This is a genomic window from Flagellimonas sp., assembly GCF_965233845.1.
GTDB lineage: Bacteria > Bacteroidota > Bacteroidia > Flavobacteriales > Flavobacteriaceae > Flagellimonas.
Genome location: NZ_OZ247584.1, coordinates 106679 through 130017, shown reverse-complemented (window position 1 = coordinate 130017; position 23339 = coordinate 106679). Strand labels below are relative to the sequence as shown.

General features: G+C 41.9%; 28 protein-coding genes. 20 read left to right on the top strand and 8 right to left on the bottom strand.

Annotation, left to right across the window (positions count from 1 at the left end; all coding sequences use genetic code 11):
- Positions 1–48 precede the first annotated feature (48 nt).
- The 6 genes from ACO6S0_RS00620 to ACO6S0_RS00595 all read right to left on the bottom strand — a co-directional run bounded on the left by ACO6S0_RS00620 (position 49) and on the right by ACO6S0_RS00595 (position 6606).
- Positions 49–1002, bottom strand: coding sequence for a cbb3-type cytochrome c oxidase N-terminal domain-containing protein (locus tag ACO6S0_RS00620; RefSeq protein WP_422350122.1), 954 nt, complete (start codon positions 1000–1002; stop codon positions 49–51).
- A gap of 4 nt (positions 1003–1006) precedes the next feature.
- Positions 1007–1192, bottom strand: a complete 186-nt coding sequence (locus tag ACO6S0_RS00615; protein WP_138835662.1) for a CcoQ/FixQ family Cbb3-type cytochrome c oxidase assembly chaperone — start codon at positions 1190–1192, stop codon at positions 1007–1009.
- Between the two features lie 93 nt (positions 1193–1285).
- The gene (gene ccoN, locus ACO6S0_RS00610) at positions 1286–3490 is read right to left on the bottom strand and encodes a cytochrome-c oxidase, cbb3-type subunit I (protein ID WP_422350121.1); all 2205 of its coding nucleotides are present in this window, start codon (positions 3488–3490) and stop codon (positions 1286–1288) included.
- A 2-nt stretch (positions 3491–3492) separates the two neighbouring features.
- Positions 3493–3702, bottom strand: a complete 210-nt coding sequence (gene ccoS / locus ACO6S0_RS00605) for a cbb3-type cytochrome oxidase assembly protein CcoS (protein WP_420402069.1) — start codon at positions 3700–3702, stop codon at positions 3493–3495.
- Positions 3703–3768: 66 nt separating this feature from the next.
- Positions 3769–4218 (bottom strand): hypothetical protein, encoded by a 450-nt coding sequence (locus ACO6S0_RS00600; protein ID WP_422350120.1) that lies wholly within the window; start codon positions 4216–4218, stop codon positions 3769–3771.
- Between the two features lie 3 nt (positions 4219–4221).
- On the bottom strand, positions 4222–6606 hold the full coding sequence (locus ACO6S0_RS00595) for a heavy metal translocating P-type ATPase (protein ID WP_422350119.1): 2385 nt from the start codon (positions 6604–6606) through the stop codon (positions 4222–4224).
- 51 nt (positions 6607–6657) lie between these two features.
- On the opposite strand from ACO6S0_RS00595, the gene ACO6S0_RS00590 reads away from it, so the two are divergent.
- From ACO6S0_RS00590 to ACO6S0_RS00540, 11 genes are all read left to right on the top strand, one after another.
- Entirely contained in the window at positions 6658–7386 is a 729-nt protein-coding gene (locus tag ACO6S0_RS00590) for a Crp/Fnr family transcriptional regulator (RefSeq protein WP_422350118.1), read from the top strand.
- 78 nt (positions 7387–7464) lie between these two features.
- On the top strand, positions 7465–8154 hold the full coding sequence (locus ACO6S0_RS00585; RefSeq protein WP_422350117.1) for a Crp/Fnr family transcriptional regulator: 690 nt from the start codon (positions 7465–7467) through the stop codon (positions 8152–8154).
- An 83-nt stretch (positions 8155–8237) separates the two neighbouring features.
- The gene (locus tag ACO6S0_RS00580; RefSeq protein WP_422350116.1) at positions 8238–9143 is read left to right on the top strand and encodes a universal stress protein; all 906 of its coding nucleotides are present in this window, start codon (positions 8238–8240) and stop codon (positions 9141–9143) included.
- A 202-nt stretch (positions 9144–9345) separates the two neighbouring features.
- The gene (locus ACO6S0_RS00575; protein ID WP_422350115.1) at positions 9346–9798 is read left to right on the top strand and encodes a nuclear transport factor 2 family protein; all 453 of its coding nucleotides are present in this window, start codon (positions 9346–9348) and stop codon (positions 9796–9798) included.
- Positions 9799–9850: 52 nt separating this feature from the next.
- Entirely contained in the window at positions 9851–10459 is a 609-nt protein-coding gene (locus ACO6S0_RS00570) for a Crp/Fnr family transcriptional regulator (RefSeq protein ID WP_422350114.1), read from the top strand.
- A 35-nt stretch (positions 10460–10494) separates the two neighbouring features.
- Positions 10495–10944 (top strand): DMT family transporter, encoded by a 450-nt coding sequence (locus ACO6S0_RS00565; protein ID WP_422350113.1) that lies wholly within the window; start codon positions 10495–10497, stop codon positions 10942–10944.
- Positions 10941–11666: a GNAT family N-acetyltransferase gene (locus ACO6S0_RS00560; RefSeq protein ID WP_422350112.1), complete on the top strand. Its 726-nt coding sequence runs from the start codon at positions 10941–10943 to the stop codon at positions 11664–11666. The genes ACO6S0_RS00565 and ACO6S0_RS00560 overlap by 4 nt, the downstream gene beginning before the upstream one ends.
- Before the next feature lie 2 nt (positions 11667–11668).
- On the top strand, positions 11669–12298 hold the full coding sequence (locus ACO6S0_RS00555; protein ID WP_422350111.1) for an NAD(P)H-dependent oxidoreductase: 630 nt from the start codon (positions 11669–11671) through the stop codon (positions 12296–12298).
- 76 nt (positions 12299–12374) lie between these two features.
- On the top strand, positions 12375–12617 hold the full coding sequence (locus ACO6S0_RS00550; RefSeq protein WP_422350110.1) for a hypothetical protein: 243 nt from the start codon (positions 12375–12377) through the stop codon (positions 12615–12617).
- Positions 12599–12913 (top strand): type II toxin-antitoxin system RelE/ParE family toxin, encoded by a 315-nt coding sequence (locus ACO6S0_RS00545; RefSeq protein ID WP_422350109.1) that lies wholly within the window; start codon positions 12599–12601, stop codon positions 12911–12913. Before ACO6S0_RS00550 ends, ACO6S0_RS00545 begins: the two co-directional genes overlap by 19 nt.
- A gap of 53 nt (positions 12914–12966) precedes the next feature.
- The gene (locus tag ACO6S0_RS00540) at positions 12967–13590 is read left to right on the top strand and encodes a hypothetical protein (protein ID WP_422350108.1); all 624 of its coding nucleotides are present in this window, start codon (positions 12967–12969) and stop codon (positions 13588–13590) included.
- Between the two features lie 45 nt (positions 13591–13635).
- Here the strand turns inward: ACO6S0_RS00540 and ACO6S0_RS00535 are convergent, their stop codons facing one another.
- Both ACO6S0_RS00535 and ACO6S0_RS00530 read right to left on the bottom strand, forming a co-directional pair.
- Complete coding sequence (locus tag ACO6S0_RS00535; protein WP_422350107.1) at positions 13636–13911, bottom strand: hypothetical protein; 276 nt, start codon at positions 13909–13911, stop codon at positions 13636–13638.
- Between the two features lie 337 nt (positions 13912–14248).
- Entirely contained in the window at positions 14249–14476 is a 228-nt protein-coding gene (locus ACO6S0_RS00530; RefSeq protein ID WP_422350106.1) for a hypothetical protein, read from the bottom strand.
- Positions 14477–14546: 70 nt separating this feature from the next.
- Between ACO6S0_RS00530 and ACO6S0_RS00525 the strand changes: the two genes are divergently transcribed.
- The 9 genes from ACO6S0_RS00525 to ACO6S0_RS00485 all read left to right on the top strand — a co-directional run bounded on the left by ACO6S0_RS00525 (position 14547) and on the right by ACO6S0_RS00485 (position 23334).
- A complete protein-coding gene (locus ACO6S0_RS00525; RefSeq protein WP_422350105.1) occupies positions 14547–15116 on the top strand; it encodes a hypothetical protein in 570 nt (189 codons plus the stop codon).
- A gap of 155 nt (positions 15117–15271) precedes the next feature.
- Complete coding sequence (locus ACO6S0_RS00520) at positions 15272–16564, top strand: hypothetical protein (RefSeq protein WP_422350104.1); 1293 nt, start codon at positions 15272–15274, stop codon at positions 16562–16564.
- Positions 16565–16743: 179 nt separating this feature from the next.
- Positions 16744–17160: a DUF2721 domain-containing protein gene (locus tag ACO6S0_RS00515; protein ID WP_422350103.1), complete on the top strand. Its 417-nt coding sequence runs from the start codon at positions 16744–16746 to the stop codon at positions 17158–17160.
- A gap of 362 nt (positions 17161–17522) precedes the next feature.
- Positions 17523–17810: a hypothetical protein gene (locus ACO6S0_RS00510; protein ID WP_422350102.1), complete on the top strand. Its 288-nt coding sequence runs from the start codon at positions 17523–17525 to the stop codon at positions 17808–17810.
- Positions 17811–17904: 94 nt separating this feature from the next.
- Positions 17905–18420, top strand: coding sequence for a GNAT family N-acetyltransferase (locus ACO6S0_RS00505; RefSeq protein ID WP_422350101.1), 516 nt, complete (start codon positions 17905–17907; stop codon positions 18418–18420).
- A complete protein-coding gene (locus ACO6S0_RS00500; RefSeq protein ID WP_422350100.1) occupies positions 18417–19532 on the top strand; it encodes a sialidase family protein in 1116 nt (371 codons plus the stop codon). Before ACO6S0_RS00505 ends, ACO6S0_RS00500 begins: the two co-directional genes overlap by 4 nt.
- Before the next feature lie 132 nt (positions 19533–19664).
- On the top strand, positions 19665–20429 hold the full coding sequence (locus ACO6S0_RS00495; RefSeq protein ID WP_422350099.1) for an FkbM family methyltransferase: 765 nt from the start codon (positions 19665–19667) through the stop codon (positions 20427–20429).
- Between the two features lie 191 nt (positions 20430–20620).
- Positions 20621–21637, top strand: a complete 1017-nt coding sequence (locus tag ACO6S0_RS00490) for a zinc-binding alcohol dehydrogenase family protein (protein WP_422350098.1) — start codon at positions 20621–20623, stop codon at positions 21635–21637.
- Positions 21638–21681: 44 nt separating this feature from the next.
- Complete coding sequence (locus tag ACO6S0_RS00485) at positions 21682–23334, top strand: UxaA family hydrolase (protein ID WP_422350097.1); 1653 nt, start codon at positions 21682–21684, stop codon at positions 23332–23334.
- The last annotated feature ends 5 nt before the right edge of the window (positions 23335–23339 follow it).

The window sequence follows — 23339 nt, the reverse complement described above, 5'->3', positions numbered from 1 at the left end:
TCTCTGTCCTTCGGACATCTCCCCTTAAAAGTGGAGTTTAGTATTCAACTATTCATTCATGGCTACATCCGTGGAATCCGAAACTTGCTCATTCGGAGCTTCTTCGGTTTCTGCGGGTGCGGGAGCATCCGGATCTATCCAGACATCTCCTTCTGGAGCCTTGGGATTGGCCGGTGTGGTACCGCCCATGGTCAGTACATAACTGGCTACCTGGGCCATTTCAGCTGGCTTTAAGCTTTGCTTCCATGCTACCATTCCTTTACCATCACGGCCACCTTCGGAAATGGTGTTGAAGACATTTTTGATACCTCCACCCAAAATCCAGTATTCGTCCGTAAGGTTGGGGCCAATACCTCCTCCTCCATCAGCCATGTGGCATACCACACAGTTGTCCGTGAATATTTGTTTTCCTGCACTCAAATCAGCAGCGTCGGATAGAAATTCCACCGTATTGACATCCACCAAATCTTTTGCTGTTTTCTTGTATTCCTCAATGGCAATTTTGGCAGCAGCCACTTCCTGTTCGTACTCCATGGCCTGGTCATAGTCGCCAATGATGTGGAAGCGAACCAGATAAACAACACTAAAAACAATGGTTGCGTAAAATAGATATACCCACCAAGGAGGCAATACATTGTCCAATTCCCGGATACCGTCGTAATTGTGATCCATGATAATTTCACTTTCCCTTTCAATCTCACGGCTCTTGGTCAAACGTTTGTATATATTTTTGGCCCATGTCCATTCCGTCTTTTTGTTTTTGGAAGCCAAGTAATTGGCCTTCGCTTCTTCGGAAAGGGTTTGGAACATTACGTTTTCAATGGACTTCAATATTAGCTCAATCGCAATCAAAATCATTAGGACCAACAACAGGAAAAACTGAGTGATCGGATATTCGATAATTGCGGGTTTGTCTCCTGAATCTATGAAGTATTCCATCAATCCAAAGATTAGAAAGAAGATTACTGGAATACGGATCCACCACGGTGTTCTTGTGCTCATAATATTATAGTTTGTTAGGTTGATCGTTATCTAAAGGCAATTCGCCCATCTCTTTGATATGTTCCTTGGTAGCGGTAAACACCCACCAAAACAAGGCAACAAAAAACACAAAGAAGATCATTAGCGATATCATGGGATAACTGGCTACCCCGTCTATGGTTTCCATGTGGTTTTTTACGAATTTCAACATAGCTTGTATAGATTTTGGATGGAAGAGCCAAGATTCAAGCTAAGAGTTCTTGTCTCTTGATTCTTATGTCTTGACTCTATCATCCTGATTCTTTTATTCTTTGTTTTGCGATAGCAGTTCTTCAGTGTCTTGCATCTTGATATCTGTGCCCAATCGCTGTAGATAGGCAATCAGTGCCACAATTTCACGATCTCGCATCTCTACAAAATCTTCTCCATTATCCGCCGCGTACTGCTTATCAGCTTCATAAGTTTTGGCAAATTCCGGGTCGGTATAGAGATTTTTTTCAATGGCCTCGGCCTGCTCCGCCATAGATTGCGGTGCATTGGCTATATCCTCTTCCGTATACGGAACCCCAAGTTTGACCATGACCTCCATCTTGCTCTGCACTTGGCTTCGATCATGTTCATTTCTTACCAACCATTGATATGCTGGCATTATGGATCCCGACGAAGTACTTTGTGGATCGTACATATGGTTCAAATGCCAGTTGTCCGAGTATTTTCCTCCTACCCGAAGCAAATCCGGTCCGGTACGCTTACTACCCCATAAGAATGGGTGATCGTAAACAAATTCCCCGGCCTTGGCATATTCACCGTAACGTTCCACTTCGCTCCTAAAAGGTCTGATCATTTGGGAGTGACATCCCACACAGCCTTCGCGGATATAGAGATCACGTCCTTCCAATTCCAAAGGGGTATATGGTTTTACACTGGTTATCGTCGGGATGTTGGATTTCACCAAAATTGTTGGTACAATTTGGATGATTCCCCCAATCAATATGGCAATCGTGGCCAAGATGGTCAGCTGTACGGGTCTTCTTTCCAACCAGTTGTGGAAGGTTTCACCAGCCACACGTCTTTTGGAAACCCTGGCCAGAGCCGGAGCTTCGGCCAATTCATCTTCAACGCCGCTTCCTTTTCTAATGGTTACGACCACGTTGTATATCATAATCAACATACCCACAATGAACATGGTTCCCCCGATGGCTCTCATCCAGTACATGGGGATGATCTGGGTAACAGTCTCGAGGAAGTTACCGTATACCAAGCTACCATCTGGGTTAAATTCTTTCCACATCAAGGCTTGGGTAAACCCGGCCACATACATAGGCAATGCATATAGAATGATCCCCAGGGTGCCAATCCAGAAATGGAGATTGGCCAAGCCTTTGGAATGCAAGGTGGTCTTGAACATTTTGGGAACCAACCAATAGATCATCCCGAAGGTCAAGAATCCGTTCCAGGCCAAGGCCCCTACGTGTACGTGGGCAATGATCCAATCACTAAAGTGGGCGATGGCATTTACGTTTTTCAAGGACAACATGGGTCCTTCAAAAGTGGCCATACCGTAACCCGTGATGGCTACTACCATGAATTTCAGGGTGGCATCACTTCTTACTTTATCCCAAACACCACGGAGGGTCAACAATCCGTTGATCATACCACCCCAAGAAGGTGCAATCAGCATCACGGAGAAAACCACCCCTAAGTTCTGTGCCCAGTCAGGCAATGAGGAGTATAACAAGTGGTGCGGACCTGCCCAGATATAGATAAATATCAAGGACCAAAAGTGGACGATGGAAAGCCTATAGGAATAAATGGGCCTATTCGCTGCCTTTGGAACAAAATAATACATCAGTCCCAAGAAAGGCGTGGTCAGGAAGAATGCTACCGCATTATGCCCATACCACCACTGCACCAGTGCATCCTGAACCCCAGCATAGACCGAGTAGCTCTTTAAAGCGGATACGGGCAACTCCAAGCTATTGAAGATATGCAATACCGCCACGGTCACGAAGGTGGCCAGATAGAACCAAATAGCCACATACAAGTGACGCTGTCTACGCTTTAAGATGGTGGCAATCAAATTCCAACCAAAAACTACCCAGATGACAGCAATGGCCAAATCTATGGGCCACTCAAGTTCTGCATATTCCTTGGAGGTGGTGTACCCCAATGGTAGTGTTATGGCTGCCGCCACAATGATCAATTGCCATCCCCAGAAATTGATGTTACTCAGCGCATCACTGAACATCCTGGCTTTTAACAACCGCTGGGTAGAATAATACACCCCGGCAAAAATGGCGTTCCCCACAAATGCGAAAATTACCGCGTTGGTATGCAGGGGACGAATACGTCCAAAGCTCAACCATGAAATGCCGTCGGTGATGTTAGGGAACAAAAACATAAATGCCAGCAGGAGACCCACCAACATTCCAACAACACCCCATAACATGGTGGCGTATAAAAACTTTTGTACGATTTTGTTGTCGTAGTGAAATTGTTGTATTTCCATATTTATTGGTTTGTTCTTTTAGTTTGTGTGATTTCTGCTTTGTCTTTATCTAAATCGGATTCTTGATCCAAAAGTTCGTCTTCAAAAAGCATTCGGACAGAGGGGGTGTAGGCGTCATCGTACTGCCCACTCCTGACGGACAATACAAATGCGGCAAAGAAGACCAGGGCAACCGTAATGCTTATGGCCAACAACACATAAATAACACTCATACCTACCTGAATTTGGCTGTAAAACTACTGTCAGGCCCATTGGCAAAAAATGACATATATCAGTTTTTACAGCGATTTATATATTTCTTTTTTTTGGGCTTGCCGCCATAGCGTAACAAGCGCCGCCACTATGATCAAGTTCTTTCCAATATATTGTCCCAAAAGGGTCGGAATCCATGGGGGATTTTGAAAAGAATCCATAGGAAACAGCAATAGTGGAGTAAAGGTCAATATCATATGAACCATGGTGATGATCAGTGCACCCTTTCTCCACAGATTGAATACCAACAGAATGCCTATGGACACTTCCCAAAATGCCAATAAATTGATGGTAATACCATCTGAAAGTTGTCCAAAAGTCAATTGATGAATGGTGTTTTTTGCCAAATCTTCGGCAGGACTCATATGTGGAAAGAATTTTAAGGTCCCAAACCACAAATACACAATTCCAATACTGATGGCCAATATATTTGGCCCTATTCGCTCCCTTAGTTGGTTAATAAGTTTTTTGCTCATGACTTAGTTAGTTGGTTGTTTTAGTTTTCGTCCCAGAGCATTGGTCATTAAGCTAGTGAACAAAACAATGCTAATGGAACTCAAGGGCATTAAAATGGCGGCTATAACAGGTTGTAATTGACCAGTTACCGCAAAATACAGCCCCACCACGTTATAGCAAAGAGACAGTACAAAGCTCATTTTAATCACTTGAATGGATTTTTTTGAAAGCTCCATAAAAGTGGACAGTTTGTTAAATTGGGAGGCGTCCAAAATCCCGTCGCAGGCCGGTGAAAACACATTGATATCCTCCGAGACCGCAATGCCCACATCACTTTGGGCCAAGGCCCCAGCATCATTGAGTCCGTCCCCAACCATCAGTACTTTATGTTCTTTCTGCAAATGCTCTATATGCTGTAGTTTATCCTCTGGTTTCTGGTTAAAGTGCATCTGGGTCCTCACGGGAAGTATTTTTTGCAGCTGTTTGCGTTCCCCATCGTTATCCCCTGACAAAACTCCAATTTGCATGGAACTCCCTAGTGACTGAAACACCGTGGAAACGCCTTCCCGATAACTGTTCTTGAAAACAAAACGTCCTTTAAAATCGTCATCTGAGCTTATGTAAACCGCCGTATCCGCAGTGGTATGAACGGAATCCCTGCCCACATAACCTGCAGACCCAATCTTGACGGAATGTTGGTTGGCCCTACCTTCAATCCCCTTGCCTGTATGTTCTTGGAACTCGTCCAACGTCATAATCGCGTTGGATTTCAAAATCCCATATAACGACCGACTCAATGGATGGTTGGATGCCCTCAGCGTGGTCTTGAGCAACGCGATTTCTTCTGAGGTGAGTTCAACGCCCTCATATAAGATGGCATCTTTTTTTGTTGTGGTAAGGGTTCCGGTTTTATCAAAAATAGCCGTGTCAATCTTTGCCAAGCGCTCTATTACGTTGGTATTCTTCAGGTACAATTTTTGCCGCCCAAATATGCGCAACATATTCCCCAAGGTAAAGGGGGCCGCCAATGCAATGGCGCAAGGACAGGCAATGATCAGTACAGCAGTAAAAACATTTAGGGCCATGCTAGGCTCGTATACCAACCAAAATAGGGTTGCCAAAGTGGCAATGGTCAACACGCCGGCTGTAAACCGTTTCCCTATACTATCCGTTAAGGTTTGGAAGGCACTCGCCTTATCTTTAGAGAACACCGAATTGCCCCAAAGTTGGGTCAGATAGCTTTGGGATACGGATTTGAGCACCTCCACTTCCAGTAGTCCAGAGAGTTGCTTCCCTCCTGCAAAAAGTTTTTCTCCCGATTCTTTAAAAACCGCTTGGGATTCCCCGGTTACAAAACTGTAGTCGATTTGCGCTGATCCCTTGATCAATATGCAATCCACGGGAATGATCTCGTTGCTTCTAATCAAGAGCCTATCCCCTACCTTAACCTTATAGATTTGGATATTTTCTTCGGATTTATCCTGATTCAGACGGGTAACGGCAATTGGGAAATAGGATTTATAGTCCCTCTCAAAAGAAAGAAAGGAGTAGGTTCTTTGTTGAAAGAATTTGCCAAGGAGCAAAAAGAAAATCAGTCCAGTCAGGCTATCAAAAAAACCGGAGCCCAAATCAAAAATGATATCGACCGTACTTCTCAAGAACAAAGTGAGAACACCCAGGGCAATGGGTACATCAATGTTCAAAAGTTTGGATCGCAAGCCCTTGTAGGCCGATATAAAATAATCTTGCGAAGCATAAAACACCACAGGCAAGGAAAAGGCAAACATCAACCAGCGAAACACAGGTTTGTACTGTTCCAGCCAGAATTCCTCAACTTCAAAGTATTCAGGAAAAGACAAAAGCATCACATTGCCAAAGGCAAAACCTGCCACCCCCAACTTATAGATCAAGGAGCGATCTTTCTTTTTTTCCTTTTTATCGTACTCGTCCAGGGAGATATAGGGTTCATAACCAATACTGCTCAGCATCAGCACCAAACCTTTTAGGGAAAAATCTTGTGAGGAATAGGTAACTCGCAGCGTTTTCTTAGGAAAGTCCACCTGGGAATTGGTGATAGCGGGATGAAGCCTATTTAAATTCTCCAGCACCCAAATACAGGAACTGCAATGAATGGAAGGTATGCTCAGATTTATTACCTGGATGGCTTCCTCATTGAACTCCAACAGCTTTTCCACGATTTCCTGATTATCCAAAAAATCGTAGTTGCTTCTTACTTCTTTTGGGGTGTTTCCAGCTTTGGCCTCAATTTCGTAGAAGTTGGAAAGGCCATTTGAAGTAAAAATTTCATACACTGTTTTACAACCATGACAGCAGAAATCCCTCTCATCAAAACGCACCTTGTCCCTGCCACAGTCATCACCGCAATGATAACATGTCATATTTGCCATTTACATTTGCTTTACCTGATGCAAATATGAGACGCTTCAATGTACTAAAATATGACTTATGTCAGGTATTCTGATTTTGATGATGACTACCTTTGTTTTATGGAAAAGCGCATGGACATATGTGTTGATGAACTACGTAACCTCAAGTCGCTTTCTGCAAAGGCTTTGGAGCGAGTGATGCGGACGTCAGAATCCGTCTTTTTGCCTAAAGGAACCACCGTTTTTCATGAAAACCAACAACTTAAAAAATTATACTGCATTAAAGAAGGTGCTTGTAAGTTCAGTACCATTGACAAATCTGGTAAAGAGCACATTCTACGTTTTTTGGGAAAGGGTGAAATTATGGGCAAACGGTCATTGATTTCCAACAAGGGAGCCAGGGTTTCCGCTACTACCTTAACCGATACGGAACTGTATTGTTTGGATAGAAATGAGATTTCCGAAAATCTTCGTATCAATACGGATTTTTGTAACGACCTATTACAAGCTATGGTACAGGACATTAACCTGAACCAAAATGCCCGGATAGCCTTTTCTGCCCATAAGGGCATTAAAGAACGTCTGATCAACCTGTTGATTTATTTAGCGGAAAAATTTGGTCAACAAGCAGACGGAAAACTTGAAATGCGTTTAAGGCGGGAGGATATGGCTTCCGTATTGGGTACTTCGCCCGAATACATTATCAATTTATTGACCCAATTCAAGCGTAAGGGTGCATTGTCCATCGATAAAGGGGAAATTGTTTTGGGCAATATGGAAAAGTTAAAAACATTGATTTAAAAACCTATAAAATTACAGTTTTCCTTACTTAAATTAGCCGTAATTTTAGACGTCAGGTAACAGGTAAATAGCAATTGTATGGAAAGTAGATGTGAAAATTGTATCATCAGGCAATTCAACTCCTTGCGGGCGATGAGCAAAGAGGAATTGAAAAAAGTTTCAGATTCCAAAACCACTAAAAAAATAAAAAAAGGAGACCCTATTTTTGAAGAAGGGGACAAGCTCAACGGAGTGTACTGTGTGCGCGACGGGGTTTCCAAATTGTCCAAACTAAGTGCCAATGGTAAGGACCAAATTGTAAAATTGGCCACCAAAGGGGAAGTAATAGGACAACGATCTGTAATTGCCGAGGAAACCACAAACCTATCCGCAGTTGCCGTCAATGATATGGAAGTCTGTTTCATTCCCAAAGAAAGCATTACCCATACCCTTCATAAAAATCCAAATTTCACCCTGGAAGTCCTGCGCCATATGGCCCACGACCTTAAAGAGGCAGACGATGTGATCGTGAATATGTCACAAAAAACGGTAAAGCAGCGTATTGCCGAGGCGATTCTTTATCTCAAGAACAATTTTGGAGAAGATGAGGAAGGCTTTTTGGCCCTCACCCTTTCACGGGAAGACATTTCCAATGTAGTGGGCACTGCCACAGAATCGGCCATCCGAATTATCTCCGAATTCAAGAAAAAAGGTTTGATCAATGCTTCCGGCAAAAAAATTGGGATAAAAAACGAACGGAAACTGATAGAGCTGGCGGAAGGTCTTTAAACCCTTTGTCCATTAAACTGATATTTGTCATAGTATGCCCCTCCACAGAACGGTAATTTTACCTTGTTTTTATAATTGGAGGAATGCAGAAAATATTAATACCCACAGATTTTTCAGATAACGCATGGAATGCCATAGACTATGCTATGCAATTGTTCAGGAACAGGAACTGCGCCTTTTATCTGCTGAATACGTACACCCCGGTTATTCCAAGTGGCAGGTTCATGGCCAAAATGGTCAATGGGGTACGTATTGTGGATGCGGTTAGGGACGCTTCGGAAGAAGGGCTGCAGAAGACCGTGGACCGGATAAAGAGCAAATACCGAAATTCCAAACACAGCTTTGAGACCATATCTTCCTTTAACCTGTTGACGGAGGAAATCAAGGATTTGGTGGATACCTTCGGAATACAATTGATCATTACCGGTACCAAAGGAGCCTCTGGTATAGAAGAGGTGTTTATGGGAAGCAATACGGTGCGCATTATAAAGAGCACCAAAAAATGTCCAGTTTTGGCCATTCCCCAGCATTTTGAGTTTATCACCCCCACCGAAATAGCTTTTGCCACAGATTTTAACCGCTTTTATTCCACTTCGGAACTGAATCCGCTATTGGAACTGGCTCAAATGTTCCAAGCCACAATTCGCATTGTACATGTACAATATGGAATCAAGGCACTATCTGAACTTCAGCAATTTAACTTGAATATGCTTCGAAGGTATTTCGAAGGGATGGAGCACTATGTGCATACAGTTTCCGAGCTCAACTCAGTTTCCAAAACCTTGGAATTGTTTACACAGGAACTCAACATTCATCTGTTGGCCATGCTCAATTACCAGCACAGCTACATGGAACAAATGACCCGTGAGCCTATCGTTAAACGAACTGCTTTCCATACACAAACCCCATTGTTGGTCATTCCTGAACTGGGCATGGAAGGGGTAGCCAAAGACAGTCCCCGAAAAATGGATCAGGTTGTTGAAAATTAGGAAACACCGCCTTCATTTATTTCTGGAATAGACTTTCATCCGTTACATTGATTCCTTCAGGGTTTTCCAAAAAGTACGCTGCTGGAATTTTAACTCAGTTTTGGGGAAAATTGATTATAATTTCCAGACTTTGTCCTCCTAAAGACCTTGAATTTTAAGGTCGATACATCTGCATACCAAAATCATCAAAAAACACAGTTAAATGAAGCAAAAAACATTTTTTACCATGGCTCTTATTGCCCTAAGTACAGGCTGCCTCCGCGCCCAGACGCCACAGGATTCCTTGGAAATCAAACTAGCGGCCTTGGACTATATCGAGTCGCAACACCAGGTAAAACCTGAACAATTTGAACGTTCTGCACACCCCAGAATGGTAAAACGCACCTTCTGGACGGACAAATTCGCCAAAAAAGAATATTTGCGGGAAACCTTCACCGATGCCATGGTTCTATTGGCGGAAACCTATAACCAAAATGGCGACAAATTCCCAGAAAATCCAAAGAAAGAAGTGGTGATTCTGGATGTGTTTGACAAAACGGCCTCTGTAAAACTCATTGCCGATGACTGGATTGATTATATGCACATTGTTAAGCTCAACGGCAAATGGCAGATTGTGAACGTACTTTGGCAGTTTAAGGATTCCAGCTTGCACTAAAAGGAGTTCCATTGTAATTCAACGCAGCTAATTCTTTTGTTAACTTGCTCCTGTGGATCACTATAAATTGCATATCAAACAAGTATTTGGTCGGTACCATCCCATTTCTGAGGTATCTTTTGAGGCTCTTTACTCCTTAGGGGAATATCAGGAATTGAAGAAGGGCACCCGCCTCTTGGATATTGGTAAAACATCGCGACACATCCATATTTTATTGGAAGGGTCCATTGTTTCCCATTATTTAAGTCCAGATGGAGTTGAATACCACAAAAACATTTTTCTGGAAGGGGATTTTGTGGGGTCCACGGTTTCTGCATTGAAAAAAGAACCGTCCCATTTTGCGCTCACCGTCATCGAAGACAGTCTGGTGTTCGCTTTTGAACATGCCCAATATCAATCCCTAATCAAACAACATGCTGACCTAAAGGACTTTTACATTGCCTATCTGGAAAAAAACTGGGTGGTGGACAAAGAGCAGCGTGAAATTGAAATTGTGATGAAGGAGGCCTCGGAACGCTATATGGACTTTATTACTGCCCATCCTCAAATTGAACAGCGGGTTCCCCTGCATTATATTGCTTCGCACTTGGGTATTACCCCTACCCAATTGAGCAGAATCCGAAAAAAATTCAAAGAAAAAGACCCGCCTCAACATATGTAAAGGAAAAGCATCATTTTTCACCTCAAATTTGCTGCATGAAATTTATAGGATTATACATGTTGGCATTGTTGGGAGGCGTGTTTTTGGCTGTCCAGGCGGGGTTCAGTTCCCAGTTGGGCTCCCTTTTAAGGCAACCCGTGCTTGCCGTTATCTTCACTTCTTTGACCAGTGCCATTTTAGGAATATTGTTTGTCCTTTTTTGGGGCAAACCCTCTTTTCAAATGTTCTCTGTTCCAGAAATTCCGTGGTATTTATGGTGGATTGGAGGGCTATTTAGCATGGCAGGTATCAGTTTGTATTTCTATGCGATTCCAAAAGTGGGTATTTCCAAAATCATCGCACTGGGTTTATGCGGACAACTGCTTTTTTCCTTGATTGCCGGAAACTTTGGCTGGCTCAACCTGCCCATTGAACCCATAACCCCTAAACGCCTTATTGGTGCTCTGGCCATGACCCTGGGCATTCTTTTAATCAATACAAAATGAAAAAAATCACAGCAAACATTCAGAATTTAACTGGACTTTGGAAACTGGCAGGAGAACAGTTCCATGGATTTAAACAGGAAGGGCAAATTTCCAGTTCCTTCATTCCCGAATCAGAATGGCCCAATAAAATTTGGACGGAAGCTCCCATATCCGAAGACCTTATGGGCCAGCTTAAGGATACCATGGAACAACATCCCCAATTGACCTTCTCCTATTTTAATCCAGATACAACGGACGATTCCTTATTGGCCCAACAGGGTTTCGAACTCCAGTTTAACCAAACAGGAATGAGCTTGCCCTTAAAGTCCACATTTAATCCTCTAAAAAGTTTGGATTTTAAACGTGTGGAGACTGCTGTACAAGCTGCCCTATGGAGCACGGCCTTTATGTCTGCCTTTGGTTATGATTTTGGTGCCACAACGCTGGAAAAGACCCTGGACAAAGTTCCCTACTATCTGGTTTACCACAATAAGGAATTGGTAGGCACCGTAATCCTATACAGGACCGGAAAAATTGCTGGAGTGCACGCCCTGGGCATTATCCCCGAAAAGCGAAAACAGGGGTATGCCACCGAAATCATGTACAACATTCTGAACAAAGCCATCGAAGATGGCTCGGAATGGGCTACGCTGCAGGCTTCTGACATGGCCAAAAACATGTACCTGAAAATGGGCTTCACCATGGATTTTTTAATGCAGAACTATAAACTAAAACAAGATTAAAAATGGAATTTATAATTCACCAAAATTGGCGCTACGCTACCAAAAAATTCAATCCCAACAGAAAGGTATCCCAAGGGGATATGGAACTCTTGAAAGAGGCCATTCAACTTTCGGTTTCCTCTTATGGACTGCAACCTTATAAGGTGCTTATCATTGAAGACCAATCCCTTCGTGAACAACTTCGAAGTGTGTCCTGGAACCAATCGCAAATCACAGATGCTTCGCATTTGTTTGTCTTTTGCAATGAGAATCAAGTAGCCCCAGAAGGTATTGATGGTTTTATTGAACTCACAGCCGTTACAAGAGATTTGGATGTAGCCCAGCTTACGGGCTATGGAGATTTTATGAAGGCCAAACTTGGAGAGAAATCCAATGAAGAGCAGTTTCATTGGTCCAAGAACCAGACCTATATTGCCATGGCCAATTTGTTGGCCGCCTGTGCCGAGCTGGGCATTGATGCCTGCCCCATGGAAGGTTTTGAAGCGGACCAATACAACGCTATTTTGGGACTGGACCAAAAAGGCCTGAACGCCTCCGTGATCGTGCCCGTTGGTTTTAGAAGCCTGGACGACGACTCCCAACACCTGGCCAAAGTGCGAAAACCCGGTGAAGAACTGTTTGCGCATATTTAAGGCCCACTTATTTTACAGCTCGTATGTTCCCAACTCAGTTAAATTTTGCATATTTATAGGAACAAAATCAATGCAGATGGCCACTATGGACAACTTAAGAAATGGATTGATCCACAAGATCAAGACCATTAATGACAAGGGTTATTTGGAAGCCTTGGATCATCTACTTTCGGCTGGCTCCCAATCCTTGGACGCCGTTAAACTTACCCAAGAACAAAAGGCAATGTTGGAGTTGAGCGAGGACGATATTAAAAATGGAAGGCTTATTTCCCAAGAAGCTATGGACAAACGTAATCTTGAATGGCTCCAAGGCCTGTAGCCTGGACCAAGACAGCAGATATTCAGTTTGTAGGCATTCTAGAATATTGGACAAAGAAAACCAAATCCACCCTATACCCGCAGAAACTTGTACAGTTGGTCTCCAAAAGAACCCAGCTGATTTCCACAAACCCATTCATTTTTAGATCCACCCGTTTTAAAGGGGTACGCGTACCTCCATTGGGGCCATTTAATTTGTATTACAAGGTCACCAAGGAGCGTATCATTATCACCGCCTTTTGGGACAACAGGCAAGACCCAAGGAAACTTTGGGAAATATTGCGAAAACCCTCCTGACATAGGGCTGTCATCCCCTGCCCTTACTTTCGTCCCACAAAAAAGTAAACAAGATGAAAATTACCAAAATTATGGCCTTCACAGGCCTTTGCATGGCATTACAGTTGGTGTCATGTACCACCAAAGCACAATCGTCCAAAATCGCTCAGGCAGATGTGGCCAAAACCCAAGTACAGGTACCCAATCCCAGCACCTATGTTTCAAGTCCTTTACGTAACCGCATTAAGCTAAACCTGAACGCCAGCCTCCCCGAAGTTTGGGAAATGGTGGGCAAGCCAGAACATATGCCCAACTATAGCGCGGGACTTGAAAAAGTGGATGCCCAATACACCGCTGGCAAATGCACCGAGTTCACCTGCCATTTTGTGCCCATGGAAGGGCAGACCGAAGGTCTAAAACACACAGAAAAGGTGGTCTGGTACGAAAACCAGCTGGGGTACATCTCCCGATCGGAGGAACCCAACAATTATGGGTATACGGAAGGTTTGGCCCTGGTGCAGGTTTCCCAAACCGAGCAGGGAGCCTTATTCTCTTGGGATATCCATTACAATGCCCCAGACGATGCCACCCTGCACATGAACATTGAGGCCTACCAGATGGCCTTGGACGACATTGCCGCCAATCTGGTAAAAAAATTTGGGGGCCAGGTATTGGAAAGCTATGCCTTTAAAAAATAGCTTGCGTGCAAGCTGGAAAAGGGAGGCACGGCCTCCCTTTTTTTTTTAGCCTTTTTGAAAGGTATCCTCAATTAAATCCCAAAGTACCTTTACTTGGTAGAGGGCGCGTTTTTCTTCCCCGTCCAAGATTTCTTCGGAGTGGTAGACCACAATATCGTGCACCAGTTTTAGAGCCTTTACCCTGTCTGGGCCATCTAAAGGGCTTACATACTCCAGGAGTGCTTGTTGTGCGGGGGAGGGTTGGGAAAATGGGGCTGCGCCTTTAGGCGCAAGTGCCGCATGGCAATGCGGGCAATTGTTCTGACCTTTTTGTGTTGACATAAGAACATGAAATTTTGGTTAAACAAGAGGGAGGATCACCGTCAACACGCCCAAGCAACGCTCAGACAGGTCTCGGGACTTTCACCCGTATGCCCTCCCTATCTTTTTGTTTAAACCAATTAGGAGATTACGCGTTGCGAGATTTATAAGACGTGTTGACGGTGTAAATATACGGTTTAAAACAAAACAGAAGAATTCTGTAGTTGCGGATAACCCACTATAATGGCATAAAATTTAGGACTGGCGAAATATCCACTTTTCGATAAAAAGTAGGTGATATCCTTCCAAAAGGGAAGGTTATGCGTATAAAAATGGGTACATTGTGGATATAAACGAGTTATATGCCATCTATGATTTCAACCCTCCCTTCATCAAGTTTAATATACTCACCACCTACTATTGCATAGGCTTGTGAAATATTCCACCTACCATCACCACATTCAGCATATTCAGGTTCTATATTAACACCTATTTTGATGTGCCCACTTTTAAAAAGACGGCATATAACATCAGCTATATGTAATGCCTCTTCGTTTAATTCAATTTGTTCTGTTTTTTCAGCCATTGTTTTTCAAATTAAGTTTTGTGTAATTTTAAAGTTCGGCACTACATATAGCCAAACCGTTGTACAACATATGAAAAACTATCTGCTAGTTTTATGCTTCCTAACTTCCATGAGCCTATGCAGCCAAAATGGAGTTACCTTATCTGGTAAAGTAATTTCAGAAGAGGGAGAAATTCCAAATGCATATGTTACAATTGGGACACAAGGAACAATAACAGATCAAGGAGGAAATTTCAAATTTGAATATTTAGCTGAAAGTATGCCAGATATACTTCGAGTTAAAGTTTCTTCAATGGGTTACACAGACCATGAATTTGATTATCCATCAAAGCAAACAGATCTCAATAATCTTGTAATAACTCTTAGTTTATATCCGAAAATTGATGGCACAACAGCAATAGAGGATATAAATAACGGTAAAGTTCAATTTTTACTATCAGGAGGTATTGCGCCAACTATTTATTCAACAGATAGAAAATTTACGCGTAAATACGGAGTGGATTTCTATGAATTTGGATGCCAGGTTATATCGATGAAATCTTTACAACTTTACAATTCGGAAGTCGCCAAATATTTGGACAACAAATATGGTAAAAAATGGCGCTCAGAAGTTCGTGATGACTTAGTGGGAATTAATTAAATACGTTGTACAACAACGGCTATAATTCATCCCTACTCCTCTGCCCCGTTTAAAAATTTTCCTACATTAGATTTCAAAATAATAGAACGGCTTGATTTCAACCCTGCCGGGCCGAAATCATAGCCGGAACCGTTGGGCAACATTTGAAATAAACTATGAAAATTACAGGTAAACTTTTAGAAAAACTGACTAACGCAGGAATAGAAATTGAAGAAACAGAGCGTGAAGTTTACATTGATGAAGATACCACAGAAATAAGAAAAATTGATTATGCAAAGTTCCCGTGCGCTCGAAATTTTCATTTTTTAAGATTTTCTGACCAAATAGAACTTGAAACCTATTTGAGTAGTGATTTTGAACATTATAAGTTTATACAAGATTTTGAAGCTATTTGGTCGCCAAAACACAAGGTTATTGAATGTGAACTTCAGACACTTTCAAGAATGGGAGTTCCGAGTCGATACTTGTTACGAAGACTTGCAAAAGCTTTAGGAGAAGATTATGAAAATGATGATACAAATACAAGGTTTGAATTTGACAAATCCGAAAATAATCACATTGTTTCAATTGGTAGTGCAAGTGATGAATACGCAATATTAACATTTGCAAAAACTCGTATTCATAGATTTGAATTTGCAAAAAAACGTCCAACTCTTCGAATTGAAAACATAGAAATCACAACGCACGACCAAGCAAAAAGGATTTTAGAAAAAATTGGAAGTTCACTTTTATTTAAACTTGATATTACCAATAATATTGGATACAAATTAGCAGAAGATAGAGATATTAGACGTTCATACTTAAGAAGAAAAAAAGAGGAACACGATTTAGATAAGTCGTTTCCAACTTACGAATATGACAGTGAACCAATGTCACTATATTGGTATGCTAAATCAGCAATTGATATGCCACTATTACAGTTCCTTGCTTTATATCAAATTTTAGAATTTTACTTCCCCATTTTTTCACAAAAAGATGCGCATCATCAAATAAAGAATATAATAAAAGACCCAAGGTTTAATCCTAATAAAGATTCTGATATTACAAGAATTTTAGGCACAATTAACCAGAATAAAAGTGGACTCGGTTTCGGTTCGGAACTGGAACAATTAAAATCTACAATTCAAAATTGTATTACTACAGAAGAATTAAGAGAAATTATAGATGGAGATAGTGAAATGGAAGAATTCTTTAAAGATAAAAAATCCAAAAGTCTTTCTGCAAAAGGTTTAAGTTTAGCAAATAAAAATGCTGATTTAGTAACAGAATGTTCGGAAAGAATTTATGAAATTAGATGCAGAGTTGTTCACACTAAAGCGTCTGACAAAAATTATGAATTACTTTTACCATCTTCACCTGAATTGAAACATTTAATTTTCGACATATCTATTCTTGAAACAATAGCAAAGAAAGTTTTAGTTTCAACAAGTAGATTATTAAAAATATAAAAACGTTGCCCAACAATGGCTATAAACAATTGCTATTACAGGCTTATCCTGAAAATTCCTGCGGAATTTTCAGCTTGTCGTGTACTTGCGAAAGTCCGTGCTTACCCACGCAACTGTTCATAGCCGAGACCGTTGTACAAAATATAGAGTACGGAATATTCATCTACAAATAGACGCAAATGGAGGAACTAACTAAAAATTTTATTGGAAACTTAGGCACACCGGTTTTAGTTGCCTTATGCGCTATGGCCGCATTGATTAGTTTGAGAAATATTCATTTATCTGATCGCGCAAGGCAAATATTCGATAAGTATGATAAAGGTAACGGTAAAGATACTAGTTTAAAAAGTCAAGCAACTACATTCATTAATAGATATAAAAAGACCAGTTGGGCCTTTATTTCTATAATAGGTGTACTAATCACAACTATAATTATAAAAATAATTGCAAAACCCAATTTATTCACATCAATATTAGTAGTAATTTGTTCAATTCTATTTGTTATCAGTATAATTTTTATGGGACTAGAATTTGGCAAAGGTCACAGAACATTAGAAGATGAATGGAACAGGATTAAGAAGAAGTATCAAAGCTGATAAAAGGTGAAACTTAGTTCAAAAATACTTTGTACAACAATGGCTATACCCAATGGCGTAGCCCTGCTTTTCTGCCATAGTTTCTAGAGTTACTTGTTACCAACCCTCCGCTCCCGCAAGATTTTATCTTGTGGCATTCCAGGTTTATATTTTTTTAATTTGGTGTATTGAAAGCCACCAGTTTTAAACTGGCGGTCGCGTTGGGAATAAACTCGGAATTGGAAATTGAACTACTAACAAACAAAATAAAAAACTAATGCCAACATTGGCACTAATTCATCTTGACGATAAATACCATGGTTGACTCATTGCTACTTTTAAAATGTATTGATGAGCTTGTCTCAAATCAAAAACTACTGTAAATGAGCAACATCCAGGACATGAACAATCGGATAAGGCAGAATCGCGATCAGCGGCCCTCCAAACGTGCCAAGTTCAAGGAAAATAACAGAGATCCCATTTACACTGCATCCCAGAAGGAAGAAGTTCCACTAAATATTAAAACCGTAAGCGAAACGGAACTGGACAGCATCAAGAAATCTATAAGAAAGGCTGCCCTTAAAGACCAAAAAAGACTGTGGATTCTTTCCGCCCTTAGTCTCGTGTTTGTACTTTTAGTGTTGTTTGGCCTGTTTTGGCTGATGCAATGAACAAACCCTGGCAACACAAAATTAAAAAATGAAAGCTCTTTCTTCCGAACACAATATCTTGGAAGAAAAACAACCAAAGACCTAAATTTCCTCTATGGAACTTAATACCAAACGACTACAATTAATTCCAATAACGGCGGAAGACACACCTATTTTTCACCAAACCAATATTGATCCCCATATAAAAAAGTATTTGTGGGATAATGAAGAAATCCCAGCGGCGGTTTCCGAAGAAATCATCCAAGAGGTGGGCAACAAATTTGAACAAGAAAAATGGGGTCTTTGGAAAATAATGAACACCTCTGACCAAACCTATATGGGTTATATTGGGTTCTGGTTCTTTTTTGAAGAAGCGCTTCCCCAATTGGTGTATGCACTCTTACCTAAATTCACTGGTAATGGCTATGCAACGGAAGCTGCGCAAGAAATTATTCGATATGCCTTTGATACACTAAAATTTGATTGTATCAAAGCTTCCATGGACAGTCCCAACCAGGATTCCGTAAAGGTCTGCGACCGATTGCATATGCAGTTGGTTGAGGAGAAAATGATGGAAGGTAAATCCATTTTGTTCTATAGATTAGACAATAATAAGTCATCCAAAGCATGAAAACAGCTCTCGTCATTATCTTTTTGGGCATATCCACTGGGATATGTGCCCAGACGGTGAATCCTGAAGGTGGAACCAAGTCTCTGAATTTCAACAATTTGTTTGATGCCCAAACAGAAGCTGGAGTAGCCTGCTACAGGATACCCGCATTGATTACCGCGCCCAACGGGGATTTGATCGCCGCTATAGATGAAAGAGTACCCTCTTGCGGCGATTTGAAATGGAGCAAGGATATCAATATTGTTGTTCGTCGCAGTGTTGACAATGGCGACTCTTGGACAGAAATAGAAAGGGCAATTGATTATCCCCATGGCCAATCCGCTTCCGATCCATCCATGATTGTGGACAAAGTGACCGGTTCAATTTTCATGTTCTTTAATTATATGGACTTGGACAAGGGAAAAGACATCTACTATTTAAAGTACGTCAAGAGCACTGACAATGGCAAAACCTGGAGTCCTCCCATGGACATTACTTCGCAAATCGCAAAGCCAGAATGGCATAATCATTTTAAGTTTATCACTTCCGGACGTGGAATTCAGACCCATGATGGTACTTTGCTCCACACTTTGGTGAACTTGGAGAAAGGCCTTTATCTTTTTGGAAGTGAAGACCATGGGGAGCGTTGGTATCTCATAGACACACCAATATCTCCCGGAGATGAATCCAAGGTAATGGAACTGGACGATGGTAGCTGGATGATCAATAGCAGAGTTAATGGCCTGGGTACAAGGTTTGTCCATACCTCTTCGGACAAAGGGAAAAGCTGGATGTCTGTGCCAGATACCAACTTGGTGGATCCAGGCTGTAATGCCAGTATTATCAGATATAGTTCCAAGAAGAACGGGGACGACAAAAACCGGCTGTTGTTTGCCCATGCCAACCATAAGGATGAGCGTAAAAATCTGACGGTACATATCAGTTATGATGAGGGAAAAAGTTGGTCCCAAGGGAAAACCATTTTTGAAGGGAGTTCGGCCTATTCTTCCATGACCGTTTTGGACAATGGGGATATTGGACTGTTCTTTGAAAAGGATGACTATTCAGAAAATGTATTTACCCGTTTCTCCATTTCATGGTTGACTGATGGGGAGGACAACCCAAATAATTGAAGTAGGAGTAGATTCTTGACTTTGCAAGGAGAACCAACAAAAAGATTTCTCAGTGCTTCATTAGTTATTGTACCTTTAAAAACAGGCTTAGATATAAAGTTGAGCGACTATATACTCCGAAATCTTTGATACATGAATAACGACAGCTCTACTTGGTTGGATTATTTAAAGAACAAGATTCAACGAAGAATTCAGAAAATCCGATTGCTTTTTGGCGGTATCTATTTCTCCATTTTCACCAAGACCTACAAAAACGCCGGGGTAGTACTCCATATTCCTTTTGACCTTACCGATTTTAAATTTCGGGGGCGCTTTGCTTTGGATTTATATGAGGAAGAAGAGGCCAAATATCTTTCAAAATACCTGTCGCCCAACGCCAAAGTATTGGAATTGGGTTCCTGTTTGGGATACGTTTCTTGTCTCGTCAATAACATTCTTGCCCAAAAAGACCAACATGTGGCCCTTGAGGCCAATCCCAACCTGATTCCTTGGATAGAAAAAAATAGGGAGGTCAATGACTGTCAATTTCATTTGGAGAATTCCATAGTCTCCCCTACCGAGAGTAACACCTTCTACATCCATAAGCTTATTGTGGGTGGAAGCACCAAACGGGAAACCCCGGTAAAAACGGAAATTAAGGGCCTTACCATTACCCAGCTCAAGGAAAAGTACAACATCGACTTTGACACCTTGGTCATGGATATTGAAGGCGGGGAATTGAGTTTACTGCGCAATTTTAAACAGGAGATTTCAGGGTTCAAGCATATCTTTTTTGAGATTCATCCTTTTGCTGGCATTCTAACAGAAGAAGAAGCCCAGGAATGTGAGGAAATTTTAAAAGAGATTGGTTTCAACCTAAAGATTCGGGACGGGCATTATCAGATTTGGGAAAAATAATCTGCATCGAGCTTTTATTGCCCGAGGTACTCCAATGTCGTATGACGCTCGCCCAACAAGGAAATCATGCTATTTCCAGGCCTTTTTTTTAAAAATCTTTAACCGGATTTATACAGGATGGCAATATTTATATACTTTTGTGCAATCGATTACATTGTCATCGTTTTAGTGTTATTCCAAAAACATATACAATGCATTACATAGTCTGCGAAAAACCCGGTCAATTTGCCCTAAAGGAAAAAAGTGCCCCTGTACGGAGGCATGATGAAGCATTGCTTAAAATTAAAAGTGTCGGCATTTGTGGTACCGATTTACATGCATATGCGGGCAGTCAAGCATTTTTCACCTATCCAAGAATATTAGGACACGAACTTTGTGCGGAGGTATTGGAAATTGGGCCGAATGCCAATAACATTCAAGTAGGTGACAAGGTTACGGTAATGCCCTATCTCAGCTGTGGAAACTGCATTGCCTGTAGCAATGGCAAGAACAACTGTTGCACTAGCCTTGATGTTCTAGGGGTGCATATTGATGGTGGAATGCAGGAACAATTTGTAGTTCCTTCAGATGTTCTTCTACCAGTTGGGGGTTTGACAGATGACGAAGTAACCATCATTGAACCCTTGGCCATTGCCGCCCACGCCTTAAGACGGGCAGAGATTAGAAGCGGCGAAACCATAGCAGTCATGGGATGCGGTCCCATAGGTATTGGGATTCTAAAGCAGGCCCAGATCATGGGCGCAAAAGTGATTGCCATGGATATCAACGAAGGGCGGCTTCAATACGTAAAAAATACCATTGGCTGCGACTATGCCATCAATGCTTCACAAGATCCATTGGCAAGAATTGAGGCCATTACAAATGGAAATCTATGTACTGCTGTGTTTGATGCAACGGGTGCCAAATTCCCATTGGAAAACGGGCCAGAATACATGGCCCATGGAGGCAGGTTTGTCCTCGTGGGATTATCTAAAGGGGACCTTACTTACAATCATCCCAAAATCCATTCTAAGGAAGCTACCATTATGTGTAGCCGTAATGCCACCTTGGCGGATTTTAAGCAAGTAATTGACATTATGGACCAATTCCCTACGGCATCCTTCATAACCCATAAAGTTCATTATACTGAAATGATAGCCAACTTTGACCGTTGGCTAGACTCCGAATATGGCACCATTAAAGCTGTGGTACATTTTAACAATGAATGATTTTCAATTAGGAAAAGAGGGACATTTCAAATAGAATAAAGATTATGGCAAAAGATTATATGCAGATTGACCCACGTGACAACATTGTTGTCGCCATAAACGACCTGCCACAGGGAATGTCCATAAACTTGGATAACGGTACCACCGTATTAAAGGAAAATATCAAGAGTAAACATAAGTTTGCCTCACAGGATTTTAATTTGGGGGATGAAATCTACATGTATGGAGTGCTGATTGGAAAAGCAATTGCTCCAATTAAGGCTGGGCAGGCCATAACAACACAAAATGTAGTGCACGCTTCGGCCCAATATGGAACTCCCAATAAAAAAGTCGCATGGAGCCCACCGAATATTTCCAAGTTTAAACATCGGTCATTCCTAGGATATCCAAGAGTGGATGGGAGCTATGGTACGGCCAATTATTGGTTGGTTATTCCCTTGACTTTTTGTGAAAATCGGAATGTTGACATTTTGGAGGCCGCTTTGCTGGAAAAACTAGGCTATCAGACCAAACAAGATTATAGCGTGGATACCGATGCTTTAATCTCGAAGTACAAAAAAGGGGCAACCGTCCAAGAAATTCTGGATACTCCTGTTGTTTTATCCAAGGAAGAAGCATCAAAAAACAGATTGTTCCCCAATGTGGATGGGGTTAAGTTTTTAAGACACGATGGCGGTTGCGGAGGAACCCGTGAGGATGCCCAGGTACTTTGCAACCTGCTTGCTGGTTATATCAGCAACCCCAACGTTGCAGGTGCGACAGTACTGAGCCTGGGATGCCAAAATGCCCAGATCGAGATGCTGCAAAAAGCCATTGCGACCCTAAACCCAAATGGCGCAAAACCCGTATCCTATTTGGAACAGCAACAGAGCAAAAGTGAACGTGATTTTATTGCAGAAGCCGTTAAATTGACCTTTGTTGGACTTATGGAAGCCAACAAAATAGCACGTGAGCCTGCTCCTTTGAGCCAAATAACCCTCGGTTTGGAATGCGGCGGCTCGGATGGATTCTCAGGCATATCTGCCAATCCTGCGCTTGGCTATGCGTCAGATTTGTTGACCGCTTTGGGAGGCTCTCCCGTCTTAGCCGAATTCCCGGAATTGAACGGGGTTGAGCAAAATCTTATAGATCGATGTCAAAATGAAAAGGACGCCAAAAAATTTGCGTCCCTTATGAAAGCGTATTCGGAATCTGCCATTGCCGTAGGTTCTGGTTTTGAAAGCAATCCCTCTCCAGGAAACATAAAGGATGGCCTCATTACCGATGCGATGAAATCTGCAGGAGCAGCCAAAAAAGGTGGAACCTCTCCTGTGGTAGAAGTCCTGGATTATGCAGAAAAAATAACCAAACCAGGATTAAATCTGCTCTGCACCCCTGGGAACGATGTGGAAAGCACCACAGGTCTTGCAGGGTCGGGGTGCAATATCATTGTGTTTACCACGGGCTTGGGAACACCAACGGGAAACCCGGTTGCTCCCGTTCTCAAGCTTTCAAGCAATACCAAGCTGTACCAAAAAATGAACGACATCATTGACATGAATGCTGGAACGGTGATTACGGGCGAAGACACCATTGAATCCATGGGAGAGAAAATACTGGACCATATCATCCAAGTGGCCAGCGGCTTGGTTGAAGCCAAATCGGTACTGAAAGGCCATAATGATTTCATCCCATGGAAAAGAGGGATTTCTTTATAAGAAAC